The organism is Hydrogenophaga palleronii (genome assembly GCF_031457455.1).
Taxonomy (GTDB): domain Bacteria; phylum Pseudomonadota; class Gammaproteobacteria; order Burkholderiales; family Burkholderiaceae_C; genus Hydrogenophaga; species Hydrogenophaga palleronii_A.
This window is the reverse complement of record NZ_JAVDWU010000001.1, coordinates 468,893-482,708: the sequence shown is the minus strand read 5'-3', so window position 1 is coordinate 482,708 and position 13,816 is coordinate 468,893. Positions and strand designations below refer to the sequence as shown.

Below are 13,816 nucleotides of genomic sequence, written 5' to 3'. Positions count from 1 at the left end.
TGCTGTGTTGTTCAAGAGCGCCGAGCGATCGGTTGGGTCGGGCTACCGGTACCACCATCGGTGGGTGCTTGCGACGAACGCAGCGCTCTGGCGGTTCGCTCCCTCAACCGGCCCACGATGCCCGTGGGAAAGTGGTACACCGACAGCACGAACAGCACGCCCATCCACAGCAGCCACCGATCCGGGGTGAGCAATGCGGGCAGCAGCGGGATGCCCTCGGTCGCGTTGCCCGCCACACGCAGCAGATCCTGCAAGTAGCTTTGCGCCAGCACAAACAGCACGCTACCAATCACCGCGCCGTACATCGTGCCCATGCCACCGATCACGACGATGAGCAGGATGTCCAGCATGATCTCGAACGAGAGAGAGGTGTCCGGCCCGTTGTAGCGAAGCCAGATCGCCAGCAGACACCCTGCCAGCGTGGCAAAGCTGGCCGACAGCACGTTGGACAGCGTGCGGTAGATCACCGTGCGGTACCCCAGCGCCTCGGCGCGGAAGTCGTTTTCGCGGATGGCCTGCAGCACGCGCCCGAACGGCGAGTTCACGATGCGCAGCAGCGTGAGGAAGATGGCGGTCACGGAAACGAAGATCAGGTAGTAGCTGATGAAGCGCCCGTTCAGATCCACCTCGCCCAGCGGTGTGAGCAAAGGCTCCTCGCGCAGGGAGAAGCCAGGCTGCAGCAACTCGGGCACACGGAATGTGAGCCCATCTTCGCCACCGGTGAAGTCAGAGAGCTGAGAAGCCAGCGTGAGAAAGGCCGTGGCCACCGCCAGGGTGATCATGGCAAAAAAGATGGCCTTGACCCGCAGCGAGAACAGCCCGATCACCAGCGACAGCACCAACGACACCACCAGTGCCGCGAGCACACCAGTGAGCAGCGCGGTCCATGTCGGTGAATCGGCCGCGCTGAGCGAAATGGCCACGCCATAGGCGCCAATGCCAAAGAACATGGTGTGGGCAAAACTCACGATGCCGGTGTAGCCCAGCAACAGATCAAAGCTCGCCACCAGCGCAATGAAGATCAGCACCTTGGCCGCCACGTTCAGCGCCTTCACACCCGGAAAAAGGAACGGCGCAAACGCCAGACCCAGGAACAGCACCACCAGCAGCGCCACCAGCCAGCGGCTGCGCGGAAGGTCGTTGGAAAGCAATCTACTCAACATGAAAAGCCTCTTGGATATGGATGCCAACCCGCGTCGAACGCGAACCCGCCATCCAGCAGCAGCCGAAGATCCGGCTCCGCCGGTCCAAGGGCTGCGCCCCCTGGGGGGTGACGCCGAAGGCGGCGCGGGGGGGTGTCATCGACTCGTGACGGGATACACACCCTGCGGCCGCCACAACAAAATGGCGACCATCAGCGCGATGTTGGAAAACAGCGCCACCTTGGGCACCAGAAAGCCGGTGTAGTTGGCCATCAGGCCCACCAGCAAGGCGCCAATGAGCGCACCCAGCGTGGAGCCCAGGCCACCGATGATGATGACGATGAAGATCAGCACGTTGACCTGGTGGCCCATCTGCGGAATCACCGACTCCTGGTACAGACCCCACATCACGCCGCCCAGGCCGGCCAGCGCCGATCCCACCACAAACACGCCCACGAACAGGCGCTTGATGCGGTAGCCCAGGGACTCGACCATTTCGCGATCCTGCACGCCGGCACGGATCAGCAAACCCACCTTGGTGCTGTTGAGCGTCCACACCATGGCGGCAAACACCGCAGCGCCCACGATCACGGCCAGCAGCCGGTACTTGGCCACGGCCGCGTCGCCCAGCAGGATGGAGCCGCGCAGCGCTTCGGGCAGGGGCAGCGGAATCTGCTCAGGCCCCCAGAACACCTTGATGAGTTCTTCGCCAATAATCATGCCGCCCATGGTGATCAGGATCTGCTTGAGGTGCATGCCGTACACCGGGCGGATGATGAAGCGCTCGAACACCAGCCCGATGGCACCCGCCACCGCCATGGCCACCAGCATGGCAGGGAACAGCGCCATGAGGTTGAGCCAGAGGCTGTCACTGGTGGTGAAGCCGCCCATGGTGCCCAGCACCGTGGTGGCCACAAAGGCGCCCAGCGCAATGAACACGCCGTGGCCGAAGTTCAGCACGTCCATCAGGCCAAACACCAGCGTCAGGCCGGAAGCAATGATGAAGACGATCATGCCCATGGCCAGCCCCGCCACCGTGAGCGTGAGCCAGGTGGAAGGGCTGCCGGTGAGCGGCAGCGCAATGAGTGCCAGCGCCGGCACCAGTGCCATGGGCTTCCAGTCGAGTTCCTTGAGTTGAATCACGCGATGTCTCCCGATTCGTCGGCATGCAGGGGAATACGTTTCCCTGGGTTCATTGGTGTGCTCCCAGGCTCAGGCCCAGCAGCCTGGCCTGCAGCGCTTCGTCGGCAGCCAGCTCGGCCATAGACCCGCTGTGCACCACGCGGCCGTCGTCCATCACGGCCACCGAATCGCCGAGCTGGCGGGCGAAGTTGAAGTTCTGCTCCACCAGCAGAATGGTCGTGTTCGCCGCCTTGAGCTGGCGAAACGCCTCGATCATGTTCTGGATGATCGCGGGCGCCAGGCCCTTGCTGGGCTCGTCGATCAGCAGCAGCTTGCGCGGCTCGATGATGGCGCGCGACACTGCCAGCATCTGCTTCTGCCCGCCGCTGAGCTTGCCCGCAGGGTGCAGCCAGAACTTCTTCATGGCGGGGAACAGGCCAAAGATCCACTCCAGCCGATCGGTGTCGATGTCGTCGAGCTTGCGTGCGCCACGGGCGGCCAGCAGCATGTTCTCGCGCACGGACAGGTCAGAGAAGATGCCCATGCTTTCCGGTACATAGGCCACGCCCGACTGGGCGATTTCAGGCGTGGGTTTCTGCGTGATGTCCTGCCCGTCCAGCGTGACGCTGCCCTGGCTGGCATGCCACAGGCCCATGATGGTGCGCAGCGTGGTGGTCTTGCCGGCACCGTTGCGGCCGAGCAGCATGGTGAGCTGGTTGGCGGGCACCACGAGGTCCACGCCGTGGAGGATGTGGTAAGCCCCGATGTGGGTGTGAACACCCCTCAGGCTCAAAAGATTGCTCATGCCGGCACCCTCACCCCTGCCCTCTCCCGCAAGCGGGAGAGGGGGAAATGCACGGGACTCTGGCTCCCTCTCCCGCTTGCGGGAGAGGGTTGGGGTGAGGGCTGTTTCATGCGGTCGCTTCCTCTTCAGGGTTGATGCCGAGGTAGGCCTGCTGCACCACCGGCGACGCGATCACCGCGGCAGGTTCGCCGTCGGCCACGAGTTCGCCGTTGTGCAGCACGATGATGCGGTCCGAGAGTTCGCGCACCACGTCCATCTTGTGTTCCACCAGCAGGATGGTCTTGGTCTTGTCGGCCTTGAGGCTGCGGATCAGGTTCAGGATCACGGGCGCCTCGTCCACGCTCATGCCGGCCGTGGGTTCATCAAACATGAACACCTGCGGCTCCAGCGCCATGAGAATGCCCACCTCCAGCTTGCGCTGGTCGCCATGCGGCAGGCTGGAAGCCAGGGCATCGCGTCGATCCGACAGAGCCACCGCCGCCAGCACCTCGTCTGCTTTCTCGGTCAGATCGCGCCGGTCGCTCCAGATGCGCCACAAGTTCAGACCCGCACCCGCCCTCGCCTGCACCGCCAGCCGCACGTTCTCCCGCACGGTAAGGTTGGGAAACAGGTTGGTGAGCTGAAACGCCCGGCCCAGACCGGCCTGTGCACGCGCAGGCGCGCCCAAGGCGGAGATGTCCTTGCCACCCAGCATCACGCTGCCGGCGCTGGCCTTGATCTGCCCTGAAATCAGGTTGAAGTAGGTCGTCTTGCCCGCGCCATTGGGGCCCACGATGGCGGTCAGCGTGCCGGGCTCGAAAGCACAGGTCACGTTGTTGACCGCCACGTGGCCGCCGAAGCGCACGGTCAGGTTCTGGGTGGATAACAAGCTCATGGTCTCCTTGGAGGGATGGTTTGGCTCAGCAGGTGCCGATCACGTAGTAATTGGTGCCCGTCATTTTCAAGGTGCGGGTGGTGAAGACGTTCCACAGGCCCATGTTCTGGTTGGACCCGTTGGCATAGGTGTACCCCCCCGCCACATAGGCACGTCCCGCCGTGGTGTGTGCGTAGTTGCTGGCCGTGTAGCAGGTGGCCGGCGGTGGCGCGCTGCCGGTGGTGGTGCCGGTGGCGGCCGCCGACACGGCGCCCTCGATGCCGTTTTCATCAGCCGCACGAACCGTCCAGCTGTACTGTGTGGCTGCGGCCAGGCCGGTGTCGGTGAAGCTGGTGCCGGTCACCGGCAGCGCGTTGGTCTTGTTGGCGTTGCGGTAGACGTTGTAGCTGTCGGCTCCGCTCACTGCGTTCCAGGTCACCGTCATGCTGGTGTTGGTGGGGTTGGAGGTGGTCACGCCAGTGGGTGCTGGCAGGGCCGGTGTGCCGCCGCCGGAGCCCGTGCCGGAAGACACGCGGTCCACCATGGCCTTGATGGCAGCCATCTGCGTGCCGGCCTTCTGAGCGAAGTTGCCGCCGTACCAGCCGATCCAGTCCCAGCAAGCGTTGGGGTTGGCCAGCGAGCCACTGGCCGCTGTGCTGCGGCTGGTGTTGTCGGTTTTGGTCTGCGGGAACAGCACGATGATGCTGTTGGTGTCGGCCCAGCGGCTGTAGCCCGTGTTCTTGACGAACTTGTCGCCGATCTTGTCGGTGCTCTGCTGGCAGCCGTGCAATGCCACGTGCACCTTGCACTGGCTGCCGCTGGCACAGTTCGCCGGCACGTAAGCCCAGCCGGTCGAAGCCATGCCCGGGTTGGTGGTGAACTGCGTCTGGTTGAACTCGATGTAGTTGCCCGCCGCTGGCGCGTTGTTGCGCGGGTTCAAGGTGCCGTAGAACTTCTGCAGAACCGCCTTGGCGCCGTCGTAACTGCAGTTGCTGATGTAGGGCGAGGCGGCACTGCCGCAGCCGTTGTTCCCGGTGCTGTCAAAGTCCGTGGGGAAGGTGTGGGCCGCGCCGCTGCGCACCACATGCTCCAGGTTGGCCGCGGGCACGCCGTTGTTGGTGTACTGCGTCTTGAGCGCGGTGGTGGGGTTCTGACCCACGGTGGTGTCACTGGTGCCGATGAACAGGTACACCTTCTGCCCCGCGATGTTCGACTTGTTGTCGATGGCCCCGCTGGCGCTCCAGGTGTCGATGCGGTTCTGCATGTTCGCCAAAGCCGTGCTGGAGATGCTGGCGTTGTACATGCACGAGGTGTAGTTGCTCAGGCCCGCACACATGTACGGCCCGGCGGCAAAAACGCCCACACCCTTGAACAGCGAGGAATAAGCAACCCCCAGCTGGTTGGCCATGAAGCCGCCAGAAGACAGGCCGGATACCGTGGTCTGGTTGGTGTCCACGTTGTAGGCAGGCAGGTTGATGGCCGCGAATGCGGTGCTGGCAGAAATCGCAGAGAGCGTGGCAAAAACGGCAAGCGAACGAAGCGGCTGGAAGCTCATGGGTTTGTCTCCTGGGGTGTTCAAGAGCGGGTCTTTTCGGGCGAAACCTCTCCTGCCCCTGTGTCTCCAGGGGTTCCTTGGCGATCAGAAATGAGCTGGTCGGAGCGCAATGCACCCTTCCAGGAACACGGCGGAACCGGCTCTGCCGGGCCGCTCGTGTTGTCCCCCTTTCAGGGGGAAGCCGCCTCAGCGGCGCAGGGGGTCAAGCGCTTTCAGCGCTTGTTCCGAATGGGAACGTCCATGTCTTCAGGCTTGATCTCGCGCACCAGTTCCGGCACGCCCCACGCGAACGCCGGGTCGACCTTGATCTTGAAGTGATACATGCTCTGCATGGCCTGGTGGTCTTCCTTGCGGAAGGTCATGGTGCCCTTGGGCGTGTCGAAGCTCATGCCTTCCATGGTCTGGATGAGCTTGTTGGTGTTGGTGTCGCCACCGGTCTTCTTCAGCGCAGTGACCACCGCCATGGCGGCAGAGAAACCGCCGGCGGTGAAGAAGTCGGGCGGTGCCTTGAACTGCTTGTAGTGTTCGGCCACCATGGCGTCGTTCACCGGATTCTTGGGCAGGCCGAAGTAGTAGTAGCTCGCGCCCTCCATGCCCGGGAACTGCTTGTACGCCGTCATCGCGGGTAGGATGTTGCCGCCCGTGGCGATCTCAATGTTGTAGCGCTTGAGATCCAGATCGGCGATCTTGAACGGATTACCCGCACCGGCCCAGATGATGAAGATCACCTTGCGACCGGGCTGATCCTTGAGCTTGTCAATCAGGCGCTGGGCACCGGCGGTGAAGTCGGTGGTGTTGGTGGGCAGGTACTCCTCGTGCACCAGCTTGGCGTTCTTGATGGCGTCCTTGAAGGCCTTTACGCCGTCGCGGCCGAAGGCGTAGTCCTGCGCCAGGGTGGCGATGGTGGTGCCGGCCTTGTCCAGCGCCACGGCATTGGAAATGGCGTCCTGGCTGCTGTTGCGGCCGGTGCGGAAGATGTACTTGTTCCACTTGTCGCCGGTGATGGAGTCGGCCACGGCGGGCTCCACCAGCAAAATCTTCTTGTATTCCTCGGCCACCGGCAGCATGGCCAATGCCACGCCGGAGCCGGTCGGGCCAATGGCGATGTCGGCCTTGTCGTCGGCATAGGCGGCGGCCAGTTGGGCCTTACCCACATCGGGCTTGAACTGGCTGTCTTTCTCGATCACCACCAGCTTCTTGCCATTGACCATCATCGTGCCCTGGGTGGCGTAGCTCAACCCCATCATCAGCCCAGTGTGCGTCTGCTTGGCATAGGCCTCCAGCGGGCCGGTCTTGTCGTACACGTGGGCAATGCGGATTTCGCCTTTGCTGGCCTGAGCCGTGGCAACGGAAGCAGCAAGGGAAGCGGCGCAGGCGAGTGCGATGACCGCCAGACGGCGGGTGGGGTTTGTCATGTCTTGTCTCCTGTTGGAATGGAAGCACAGCGCGATGCGCCGTGCCTTTTCATTGCAGGCTTCGTGCCAACAGACAAGTTGTTTGATTTTGTTCAGATTTTTTACGCCTACTCCAATGCAACGTCTGAAATTCAGACAAATCAGTCAAGAAAATATGTCTAAAAACAAGACACATGACTGAAATTCAGACATCTACAGCATTGCTTGTAAGCGATCGTACAGACTGGCTCGCGAGATGCCCAGCAATCTTGCAGCCGCGGCGCGATTGCCGTCGGTGCGCGCGAGCGCTTCGCGAATGGCCCTGCGCTCCAGTTCGGCGATCTGTTCGGGCAGCGGCCGGAACGCCGACCCCGGCTCCGGTAACGCTGGCGCAGACGACGACACCGCCATCGGCTCCATGAGGGTCAGGCCAGCCTCGGCCAGCACCGCGCCCACCTGTGCGGCCTCGATGTGGTGGGTGTCGCTGCGCAGGGCCAGCTGTTCGAGCACGTTGCGCAATTCGCGGATGTTGCCGCGCCAGACCTGCGCTGCCAGCAATGCCTGCGCGTCAGCGGTCAGCTCCAGTTGTGGCCCGCCACCTCTGGCGGCAATGTCCTCGCACAAGGCCTCGATCAGCAGATGGATGTCGCCTCGGCGTTCACGCAGGGGCGGCACGCGAATGGGCAAAACGTTGAGACGGTAATAGAGGTCCTCGCGAAAATCGCCGTCGCGCACCATCTGCTGAAGATCGCGAGAAGTGGCTGCCACCACCCGCACGTCAAACCGTACGATCTTGTTGGAGCCCAGCGGCTCGATCTCGCCCTCCTGCAGCGCGCGCAGCAGTTTCACCTGCACCGATGGTGGCATGTCACCCAGTTCGTCCAGAAACAGGGTGCCTCCATCGGCCAGCTTGAATTTCCCGTCCCTGCCCTTCTTGTCGGCCCCCGTAAACGCGCCGGGCGCCACACCAAAAAATTCGGCCTCCAGCAAGGTGTCGGGCACGGCCGCCATGTTCACGCTCACAAAGGGTCGACCGGCCCGGGGCGATGCTGCATGAATGGCATGCGCGAGCAACTCCTTGCCCGTGCCGGTCTCCCCCAGCAGCAACACGGGGCTTGCCGACAGCGCCGCCCGTCTCGCCTGGCGCTTGACCTCCAGCGCGCCCGGGCTGCTCCCCACGAAACTGGCAAAGGTGTACTTGGTGCGACGCTGATTGGCGAGTTCGCGCCTTGCGTCGTTCAGGTCCTGCTCCAGGCGGGCGAACTTGGTGATCAGCGGCTGCAGCGTGGTCTCCGGGTGGTCAAACAGCACGATGCCCAGCACGCCGATCACCTCTCCCGCTTCGTCGCGCAGGGGAATCCGGCTCACCACGAAGGTGCCGGCCTTGTTGCTCAACAGGTCGATCAGGATGGGTTTTCCCGTGGCCAGCACCTGATGCATCTGGGTGTTCTGCACCACGCTGGAAACCTGATGCCCGACAAAATCCTCTTCGCGTTCAAAACCCAGGGCCGGCAGAAAGCGGCGGTACTGGTCGTTGATCCACACCACCCGTGCATTGCGGTCCACCAGCATCATGCCCTCGCTGGCGTTGGCAAACAGGTCGAACATGGACCGGGCGGCCAGCTCAAGAATGCTTTGCGCGTCGCGCGGCAGACGGTCGTCTTGGGTCATGCCCGGCATGTTACCTTTCGGTCGTGTTCACCAGCTGACCTCAAGCACGATGCCTGTTCACCCCGGCTCCGCCACCCCGTCCGTTCGCGTCCGTCTCGATAAATGGCTCTGGGCGGCCCGCTTCTACAAGACCCGCGCGCTCAGCGCCGATGAAATCGACAAAGGCCGGGTTCAGGTCAATGGCCAGGCGGCCAAACCGTCGCGAGAAGTGCGCACGGGCGACACGATCGAGCTTCGCCATTCAGACGGAACGAGGACCATCGTGGTTCGCGGCGTCAGTGGCGTGCGTGGCCCGGCCCCCGTGGCGGCCTTGCTCTTTGAAGAAACCGCTGCATCCATCGCACGGCGCGCAGAGAACGCCGAGCGACGTCGCCTGGCACCCGAACCCGCGCATTCACAGCCGCTTGGGCGCCCCACCAAACGCGACCGGCGCGACATCGATCAACTGCGTGACCGGCGTGACCGCCCCGGCGCAGCACCCTGGAACGACCGGTGGAGCGCATCCGTGGACGATTGAGCAAGCCCAGTCGCCGTCAGGAACGGCATCAGTTCTTGCGCAGCCCCAGCCACACCACCGTGGCCACCACCACCAGCCCCCCCAGCACCTGCACCGGTGCAATCGCCTGCCCCAGAATGGCCCAGGCCAGCACCAGCGCAAAAATCGGCTCGATGTTCATGATGGCCGAATTGCCCACCACACCCAGACGCGGGAGCACGGTGAACATGATGGTGAAGGCCGTTCCGTACAACACCGTCAGGCCCACCAGCCCCCACCACCCTGCCAGGGCCTGTGGCAGCTGAAAGCCGCCCTGGGAGGCCACGCCGGCCAGGGCCAGCACCGCCACGATGCCCATGGTGCTCGCCGTGCGCAAGCGCCCGTCCAGATCACCGGTCTCGTGCTGGGTAAGCACCAGCGCCAGGCCAAACGTGGCCGCCGCGGTCAGGGCGAACGCCACGCCTGCACCGATCTGCTGCCACTGTCCTGACGCACCCAGGCCGGATGAGGCACCCAGGACATCAAGTGCGAGCGCCAGACCGAACAGCATCACCGGCATGGCGCGCACCAGGCTGGGTGGCGGCTTCTGGCCGTACACCACACGGGCCCACAAGGCGGTCCACAGCGGGTAGGTGTTGAAGGCCAGAAGCGCAATGGCCACGGGCAGACGGGCCACGGCCGAATACAGACACAGACTCTGAATGCCCACCAGCAACCCCATGGCAGGCAGGGCGCGGCGATGGCGTGCGGTCAACTGAAAAGGCACCTTGTAGATTCGCAGCAGCGCCACCACCACCAAGGCCGTGACGGCACTTCGAAACGTCACCGCCGTGGCCACATCGACGCCATGATCGAAGGCGATCCGCGCGGCCACATGATTCGCGCCCATCATGAAGGCGATGAGCAGCAAGATCGCGAAGGCGGTGCCCGAAAGGGCCATCAAGGGTGGCGGGGTGCGCATGGGTGGAAGGGTTCTGATGGCAAGCGAAAAAGTGTTGGCACCGACAAGAAGCAAAGCCTTGAAAACGCCCAAGAAAAAAGCCTAAGTGAACAAGTCACTTAGGCTTCAGTCTGGCGGAGCGAGAGGGATTCGAACCCTCGATGAGGCTCTACACCCCATACTCCCTTAGCAGGGGAGCACCTTCGGCCACTCGGTCATCGCTCCGAAGCTGCGTATTATGCCTCATCTACCGAGGCCATCACGCAGCAGGTATCAGCCCGAAATCGTGTCGGCGGTCTGGTCCAGATCGAACTCGCGGTGCAGAGCGCGGACCGCCAGCTCCATGTACTTCTCGTCGATGACCACGGAGGTCTTGATCTCTGAAGTAGAGATCATCTGGATGTTGATGCGTTCCTCGCTCAGGCACTTGAACATGCGGCTGGCCACGCCCACATGGCTGCGCATGCCGATGCCCACGATGCTCACCTTGCAGATCTTCGCGTCACCCACCACCTCGGCAGCGCCCAGCGCCGGCACCACTTTGGCTTTGAGCAGGTCGAGTGCCTTCTGGTAGTCGTTGCGGTGCACAGTGAAACTGAAGTCGGTCAGCCCGCCCTTGCTCAGGTTCTGGATGATCACGTCCACCTCGATGTTGGCCTCTGCCACCGCGCCAAGAATCTGGTAGGCGATGCCCGGGGTGTCGGGCACGCCCAGCACCGAAATCTTGGCTTCGTCGCGGTTGAACGCAATGCCGGAAACAACGGCTTGTTCCATGTCTTCGTCTTCCTCAAAAGTGATCAGGGTGCCGGAGGCGGCCTCTTCGGTCAGGTCGATGTCCCAGGGCGTGAAGCTGGAGAGCACGCGCAGGGGCACCTTGTACTTGCCCGCGAACTCCACTGAGCGGATCTGCAGCACCTTGGAACCCATGCTGGCCATCTCGAGCATTTCCTCGAAGCTCACGCGCGCCAGGCGGCGCGCTTCGGGAACCACGCGCGGGTCGGTGGTGTAGACACCGTCCACATCGGTGTAGATCAGGCATTCTGCGGCCTTGAGGGCTGCGGCCACGGCCACGGCCGAGGTGTCGCTGCCGCCACGCCCCAGCGTGGTGATGTTGCCGTCCGGGTCAATGCCCTGAAAGCCGGTGACGATCACCACCTTGCCCGCATCCAGATCGCCACGCACGCGCTGATCGTCAATGGATTCGATGCGGGCCTTGGTGAAGGCGCTGTTGGTTTTGATGGGCACCTGCCATCCGGCGTAGCTCACCGCTTCCAGACCCTCGGCCTGCAACGCAATCGCCAGCAAGGCCGATGAAGCCTGCTCACCGGTGGCGGCCAGCATGTCCAGCTCGCGGTCGTGAGCGGCGTTGGTCTGGCCGGGGGCAAGTTCCTTGGCCAGCCCCAGCAGGCGGTTGGTTTCACCGCTCATGGCGCTGGGCACCACCACCATCTGGTGGCCGGCGCGGTGCCATTTGGCCACGCGGCGAGCCACATTGCGAATGCGTTCGGTCGACCCCATGGAGGTGCCACCGTACTTGTGAACGATCAATGCCATTGCGTGTGTCGGGAAGATGCTCGGAGGTGCAACCCGCTGCGCCTGGGACCCAGACGGCTCGGGCCGCGCCTGGCGCGCGGTCGGACAAAGCCTTTGATTATATCGACGGCCGGTAAACCAGCCGATCGCCTGATCGGCACACGAACCCATTGGCCACCTTTAACCAGATGGAATGGCCGCGCGTGGTGCAGCAGCCCACCTGGTCGAGCAGCTCACCCAGTTGCGCCGCACTGGGCGCCACCTGGGCGCTGGTTCGCAACCAGTAGCGCACCACGTTGGCCTGGCGCTCCCTCGCAAGCGTTTGTAGGGCAGCGATGGAAGGAGGCGACCCCACCCGCTCCAGATCCAGTCGGGCAAGATCTTCCAGCAGACTCTGCGCTTGTGCGGCATGCCGGGCGCTGCGCAACAACATGGGTCTGTACCCGGGGAAACACCGCTCCCAGGCGGGCGACAGCACCGCTCGAATCCGGTTGCGCGTGTACCGCTCGTCGGCGTTGGTGGGATCGGTCACGAAAGCCACGGATTGCGACGTCACGTAGGCGCGCAGGGTGGCGCCTGGCAGGTCAAGAAAAGGCCTGCCGAAGCACATGCCGTGCCTCATGAAGCGGCCGGGCATGGCCGCCAACCCGGGCAAACCGGCACCACGGCTCAGCGCGAGCAGCAAGGTTTCAACCTGATCGTCTGCGTGTTGCCCCAGCAGGACGCAGGCGGCCCCCGCCTGTTGTGCGAGCTGGGCCAATGCGCCATAGCGCGCGATCCGCGCAGCGTCTTCCGGGCTTTGTCCAGGCGAAGGCGTGGCATCCAGCCGGGCCGAATGCAGCTCGATGCCAAGCGAGGCGCAGAGTGCCTGGGCACGCGCTTCAAAGTCATCGGCGGCGGCCTGCAAGCCATGGTGCACATGCAAGGCCACCACCCTGCCCCGCCACTGCCGCTGCACGGCCAACAGCAGGGCGGTGGAATCGGCCCCCGCACTGTAGGCCACGGCCATACAAGGGGCTTCTTCGCCAGCGCGGTTGTCGGTTCTGAGAAACTGCCCGCACCAATCGCCCACCGCCTTTTCGCAGGCGTCGGGTGGCGCAGGCCGGGCGATCACCTCAGAGGCTGAGAGTTTTTTGGGCGTGTCCGAGCAACGCGCCAAAACGTGCCCGATCAAGGCGCAAAGCACAGCCATAGCTCGTTCTATGGCGCGCGTTTGCAGAGACTAGCGGGTGCGTTTTGGGGTGGTGAGCGGACATGAGCAAAAGACTCTCAGTCTCTCAGCGCTTGTCGTTTTTGCTGTCGACCTTGGTGTCCGTGTAGCGGCCGTAGCTGTTGAGGCGCGCATAGCGTCGATCCACCAGCTCTTTCACCTTGAGATCGGCCAGCTGGCGCCAGGCATCGCCCAGCGCGCGCTTGAGGAAGGCGGCCATCTGCTTGTGATCGCGATGCGCCCCGCCCACGGGCTCGTTCACGATCTTGTCGACCAGCCCCAATGCCTTGAGGCGGTGCGCCGTGATGCCCAGCGCATCAGCCGCATCGCTGGCACGGTCGCTGGTTTTCCAGAGGATGGACGCACAGCCTTCAGGGCTGATCACGGAGTACACCGAGTACTGCAGCATCAGCACCTGATCGGCCACCGAGATGGCCAGCGCACCGCCGGAACCACCTTCACCAATGATGGTGGAGATGATGGGCACTTCCAGCTGGGCCATTTCAAAGATGTTGCGCCCGATCGCCTCCGACTGGCCCCGCTCTTCGGCGTCAATGCCCGGGTAGGCACCGGGCGTGTCCACGAAAGTGAACACAGGCAGCTTGAATTTTTCGGCCAGCTTCATCAGCCGCAAGGCCTTGCGGTAGCCCTCGGGCTTGGTCATGCCGAAGTTGCGCAGCCCGCGCTCCTTGGTATCGCGGCCTTTCTGGTGGCCGAGCACCATGCAGGGTTGCCCATTGAAGCGGGCCAGGCCGCCCACGATGCTCAGGTCGTCTGAAAAATGGCGGTCGCCGTGCAGTTCGACGAAGTGCGTGAAGATGTCGCGCACATAGTCCAGCGTGTAAGGGCGGTCCGCATGCCGGGCGATCTTCGTGATCTGCCAAGGCGACAGCGTGCTGTAGATGTCCTTGGTGAGCTGCAGGCTTTTGTTGGAAAGCTGTTCGATCTCCGCAGAGATGTCCACGGCCGATTCGGTCTGCACATACCGGAGTTCTTCAATTTTTCCTTCGAGTTCGGCAATGGGCTGCTCAAAATCGAGAAAGTTCTTTTTGGCCAAGGTTCACTCCTGTGGTCTTGTGATGGTCCGCAGCCCAC

12 protein-coding genes and 1 tRNA gene are annotated in these 13,816 nt (G+C 63.5%); 1 reads left to right on the top strand and 12 read right to left on the bottom strand.

Features of this window, described 5'->3' with window-relative positions:
- Nucleotides 1–11: 11 nt before the first annotated feature.
- The 7 genes from J2W49_RS02255 to J2W49_RS02225 form a co-directional block, all read right to left on the bottom strand.
- Nucleotides 12–1,163, bottom strand: a complete 1,152-nt coding sequence (locus tag J2W49_RS02255) for a branched-chain amino acid ABC transporter permease (protein WP_310311195.1) — start codon at nucleotides 1,161–1,163, stop codon at nucleotides 12–14.
- A 135-nt stretch (nucleotides 1,164–1,298) separates the two neighbouring features.
- Nucleotides 1,299–2,252: a branched-chain amino acid ABC transporter permease gene (locus tag J2W49_RS02250; RefSeq protein WP_310312123.1), complete on the bottom strand. Its 954-nt coding sequence runs from the start codon at nucleotides 2,250–2,252 to the stop codon at nucleotides 1,299–1,301.
- Between the two features lie 82 nt (nucleotides 2,253–2,334).
- Nucleotides 2,335–3,069: an ABC transporter ATP-binding protein gene (locus tag J2W49_RS02245; RefSeq protein ID WP_310311193.1), complete on the bottom strand. Its 735-nt coding sequence runs from the start codon at nucleotides 3,067–3,069 to the stop codon at nucleotides 2,335–2,337.
- Nucleotides 3,070–3,175: 106 nt separating this feature from the next.
- Nucleotides 3,176–3,943 (bottom strand): ABC transporter ATP-binding protein, encoded by a 768-nt coding sequence (locus tag J2W49_RS02240; RefSeq protein WP_310311191.1) that lies wholly within the window; start codon nucleotides 3,941–3,943, stop codon nucleotides 3,176–3,178.
- A 25-nt stretch (nucleotides 3,944–3,968) separates the two neighbouring features.
- A complete protein-coding gene (locus J2W49_RS02235) occupies nucleotides 3,969–5,477 on the bottom strand; it encodes an extracellular catalytic domain type 2 short-chain-length polyhydroxyalkanoate depolymerase (protein ID WP_310311189.1) in 1,509 nt (502 codons plus the stop codon).
- A gap of 212 nt (nucleotides 5,478–5,689) precedes the next feature.
- Entirely contained in the window at nucleotides 5,690–6,892 is a 1,203-nt protein-coding gene (locus J2W49_RS02230; RefSeq protein WP_310311187.1) for a substrate-binding domain-containing protein, read from the bottom strand.
- A gap of 192 nt (nucleotides 6,893–7,084) precedes the next feature.
- Nucleotides 7,085–8,551 (bottom strand): sigma-54 interaction domain-containing protein, encoded by a 1,467-nt coding sequence (locus J2W49_RS02225; RefSeq protein WP_405000968.1) that lies wholly within the window; start codon nucleotides 8,549–8,551, stop codon nucleotides 7,085–7,087.
- A 40-nt stretch (nucleotides 8,552–8,591) separates the two neighbouring features.
- Between J2W49_RS02225 and J2W49_RS02220 the strand changes: the two genes are divergently transcribed.
- Nucleotides 8,592–9,059: an RNA-binding S4 domain-containing protein gene (locus J2W49_RS02220; protein WP_310311181.1), complete on the top strand. Its 468-nt coding sequence runs from the start codon at nucleotides 8,592–8,594 to the stop codon at nucleotides 9,057–9,059.
- A gap of 28 nt (nucleotides 9,060–9,087) precedes the next feature.
- Here the strand turns inward: J2W49_RS02220 and J2W49_RS02215 are convergent, their stop codons facing one another.
- The 5 genes from J2W49_RS02215 to J2W49_RS02195 all read right to left on the bottom strand — a co-directional run bounded on the left by J2W49_RS02215 (nucleotide 9,088) and on the right by J2W49_RS02195 (nucleotide 13,778).
- Complete coding sequence (locus tag J2W49_RS02215; RefSeq protein ID WP_310311179.1) at nucleotides 9,088–9,999, bottom strand: DMT family transporter; 912 nt, start codon at nucleotides 9,997–9,999, stop codon at nucleotides 9,088–9,090.
- Nucleotides 10,000–10,110: 111 nt separating this feature from the next.
- A tRNA-Ser gene (locus tag J2W49_RS02210) sits at nucleotides 10,111–10,203 on the bottom strand.
- A 48-nt stretch (nucleotides 10,204–10,251) separates the two neighbouring features.
- Nucleotides 10,252–11,532 (bottom strand): aspartate kinase, encoded by a 1,281-nt coding sequence (locus J2W49_RS02205; RefSeq protein WP_310311177.1) that lies wholly within the window; start codon nucleotides 11,530–11,532, stop codon nucleotides 10,252–10,254.
- Nucleotides 11,533–11,629: 97 nt separating this feature from the next.
- Complete coding sequence (gene tilS / locus J2W49_RS02200) at nucleotides 11,630–12,520, bottom strand: tRNA lysidine(34) synthetase TilS (RefSeq protein ID WP_310312120.1); 891 nt, start codon at nucleotides 12,518–12,520, stop codon at nucleotides 11,630–11,632.
- A 268-nt stretch (nucleotides 12,521–12,788) separates the two neighbouring features.
- Nucleotides 12,789–13,778, bottom strand: a complete 990-nt coding sequence (locus J2W49_RS02195; protein WP_310311174.1) for an acetyl-CoA carboxylase carboxyltransferase subunit alpha — start codon at nucleotides 13,776–13,778, stop codon at nucleotides 12,789–12,791.
- Nucleotides 13,779–13,816: the final 38 nt, after the last annotated feature.

Coding starts and splice junctions, on each gene's coding strand:
- J2W49_RS02205 (WP_310311177.1), bottom strand. CDS start 11,532: ATGGCATTGATCGTTCACAAGTACGGTGGCACCTCCATGGGGTCGACC.
- J2W49_RS02250 (WP_310312123.1), bottom strand. CDS start 2,252: ATGGCACTGGTGCCGGCGCTGGCACTCATTGCGCTGCCGCTCACCGGC.
- J2W49_RS02225 (WP_405000968.1), bottom strand. CDS start 8,551: ATGCCGGGCATGACCCAAGACGACCGTCTGCCGCGCGACGCGCAAAGC.
- tilS (WP_310312120.1), bottom strand. CDS start 12,520: ATGGCCGTGGCCTACAGTGCGGGGGCCGATTCCACCGCCCTGCTGTTG.
- J2W49_RS02245 (WP_310311193.1), bottom strand. CDS start 3,069: ATGAGCAATCTTTTGAGCCTGAGGGGTGTTCACACCCACATCGGGGCT.
- J2W49_RS02255 (WP_310311195.1), bottom strand. CDS start 1,163: ATGTTGAGTAGATTGCTTTCCAACGACCTTCCGCGCAGCCGCTGGCTG.
- J2W49_RS02230 (WP_310311187.1), bottom strand. CDS start 6,892: ATGACAAACCCCACCCGCCGTCTGGCGGTCATCGCACTCGCCTGCGCC.
- J2W49_RS02215 (WP_310311179.1), bottom strand. CDS start 9,999: ATGCGCACCCCGCCACCCTTGATGGCCCTTTCGGGCACCGCCTTCGCG.
- J2W49_RS02235 (WP_310311189.1), bottom strand. CDS start 5,477: ATGAGCTTCCAGCCGCTTCGTTCGCTTGCCGTTTTTGCCACGCTCTCT.
- J2W49_RS02220 (WP_310311181.1), top strand. CDS start 8,592: ATGCCTGTTCACCCCGGCTCCGCCACCCCGTCCGTTCGCGTCCGTCTC.
- J2W49_RS02240 (WP_310311191.1), bottom strand. CDS start 3,943: ATGAGCTTGTTATCCACCCAGAACCTGACCGTGCGCTTCGGCGGCCAC.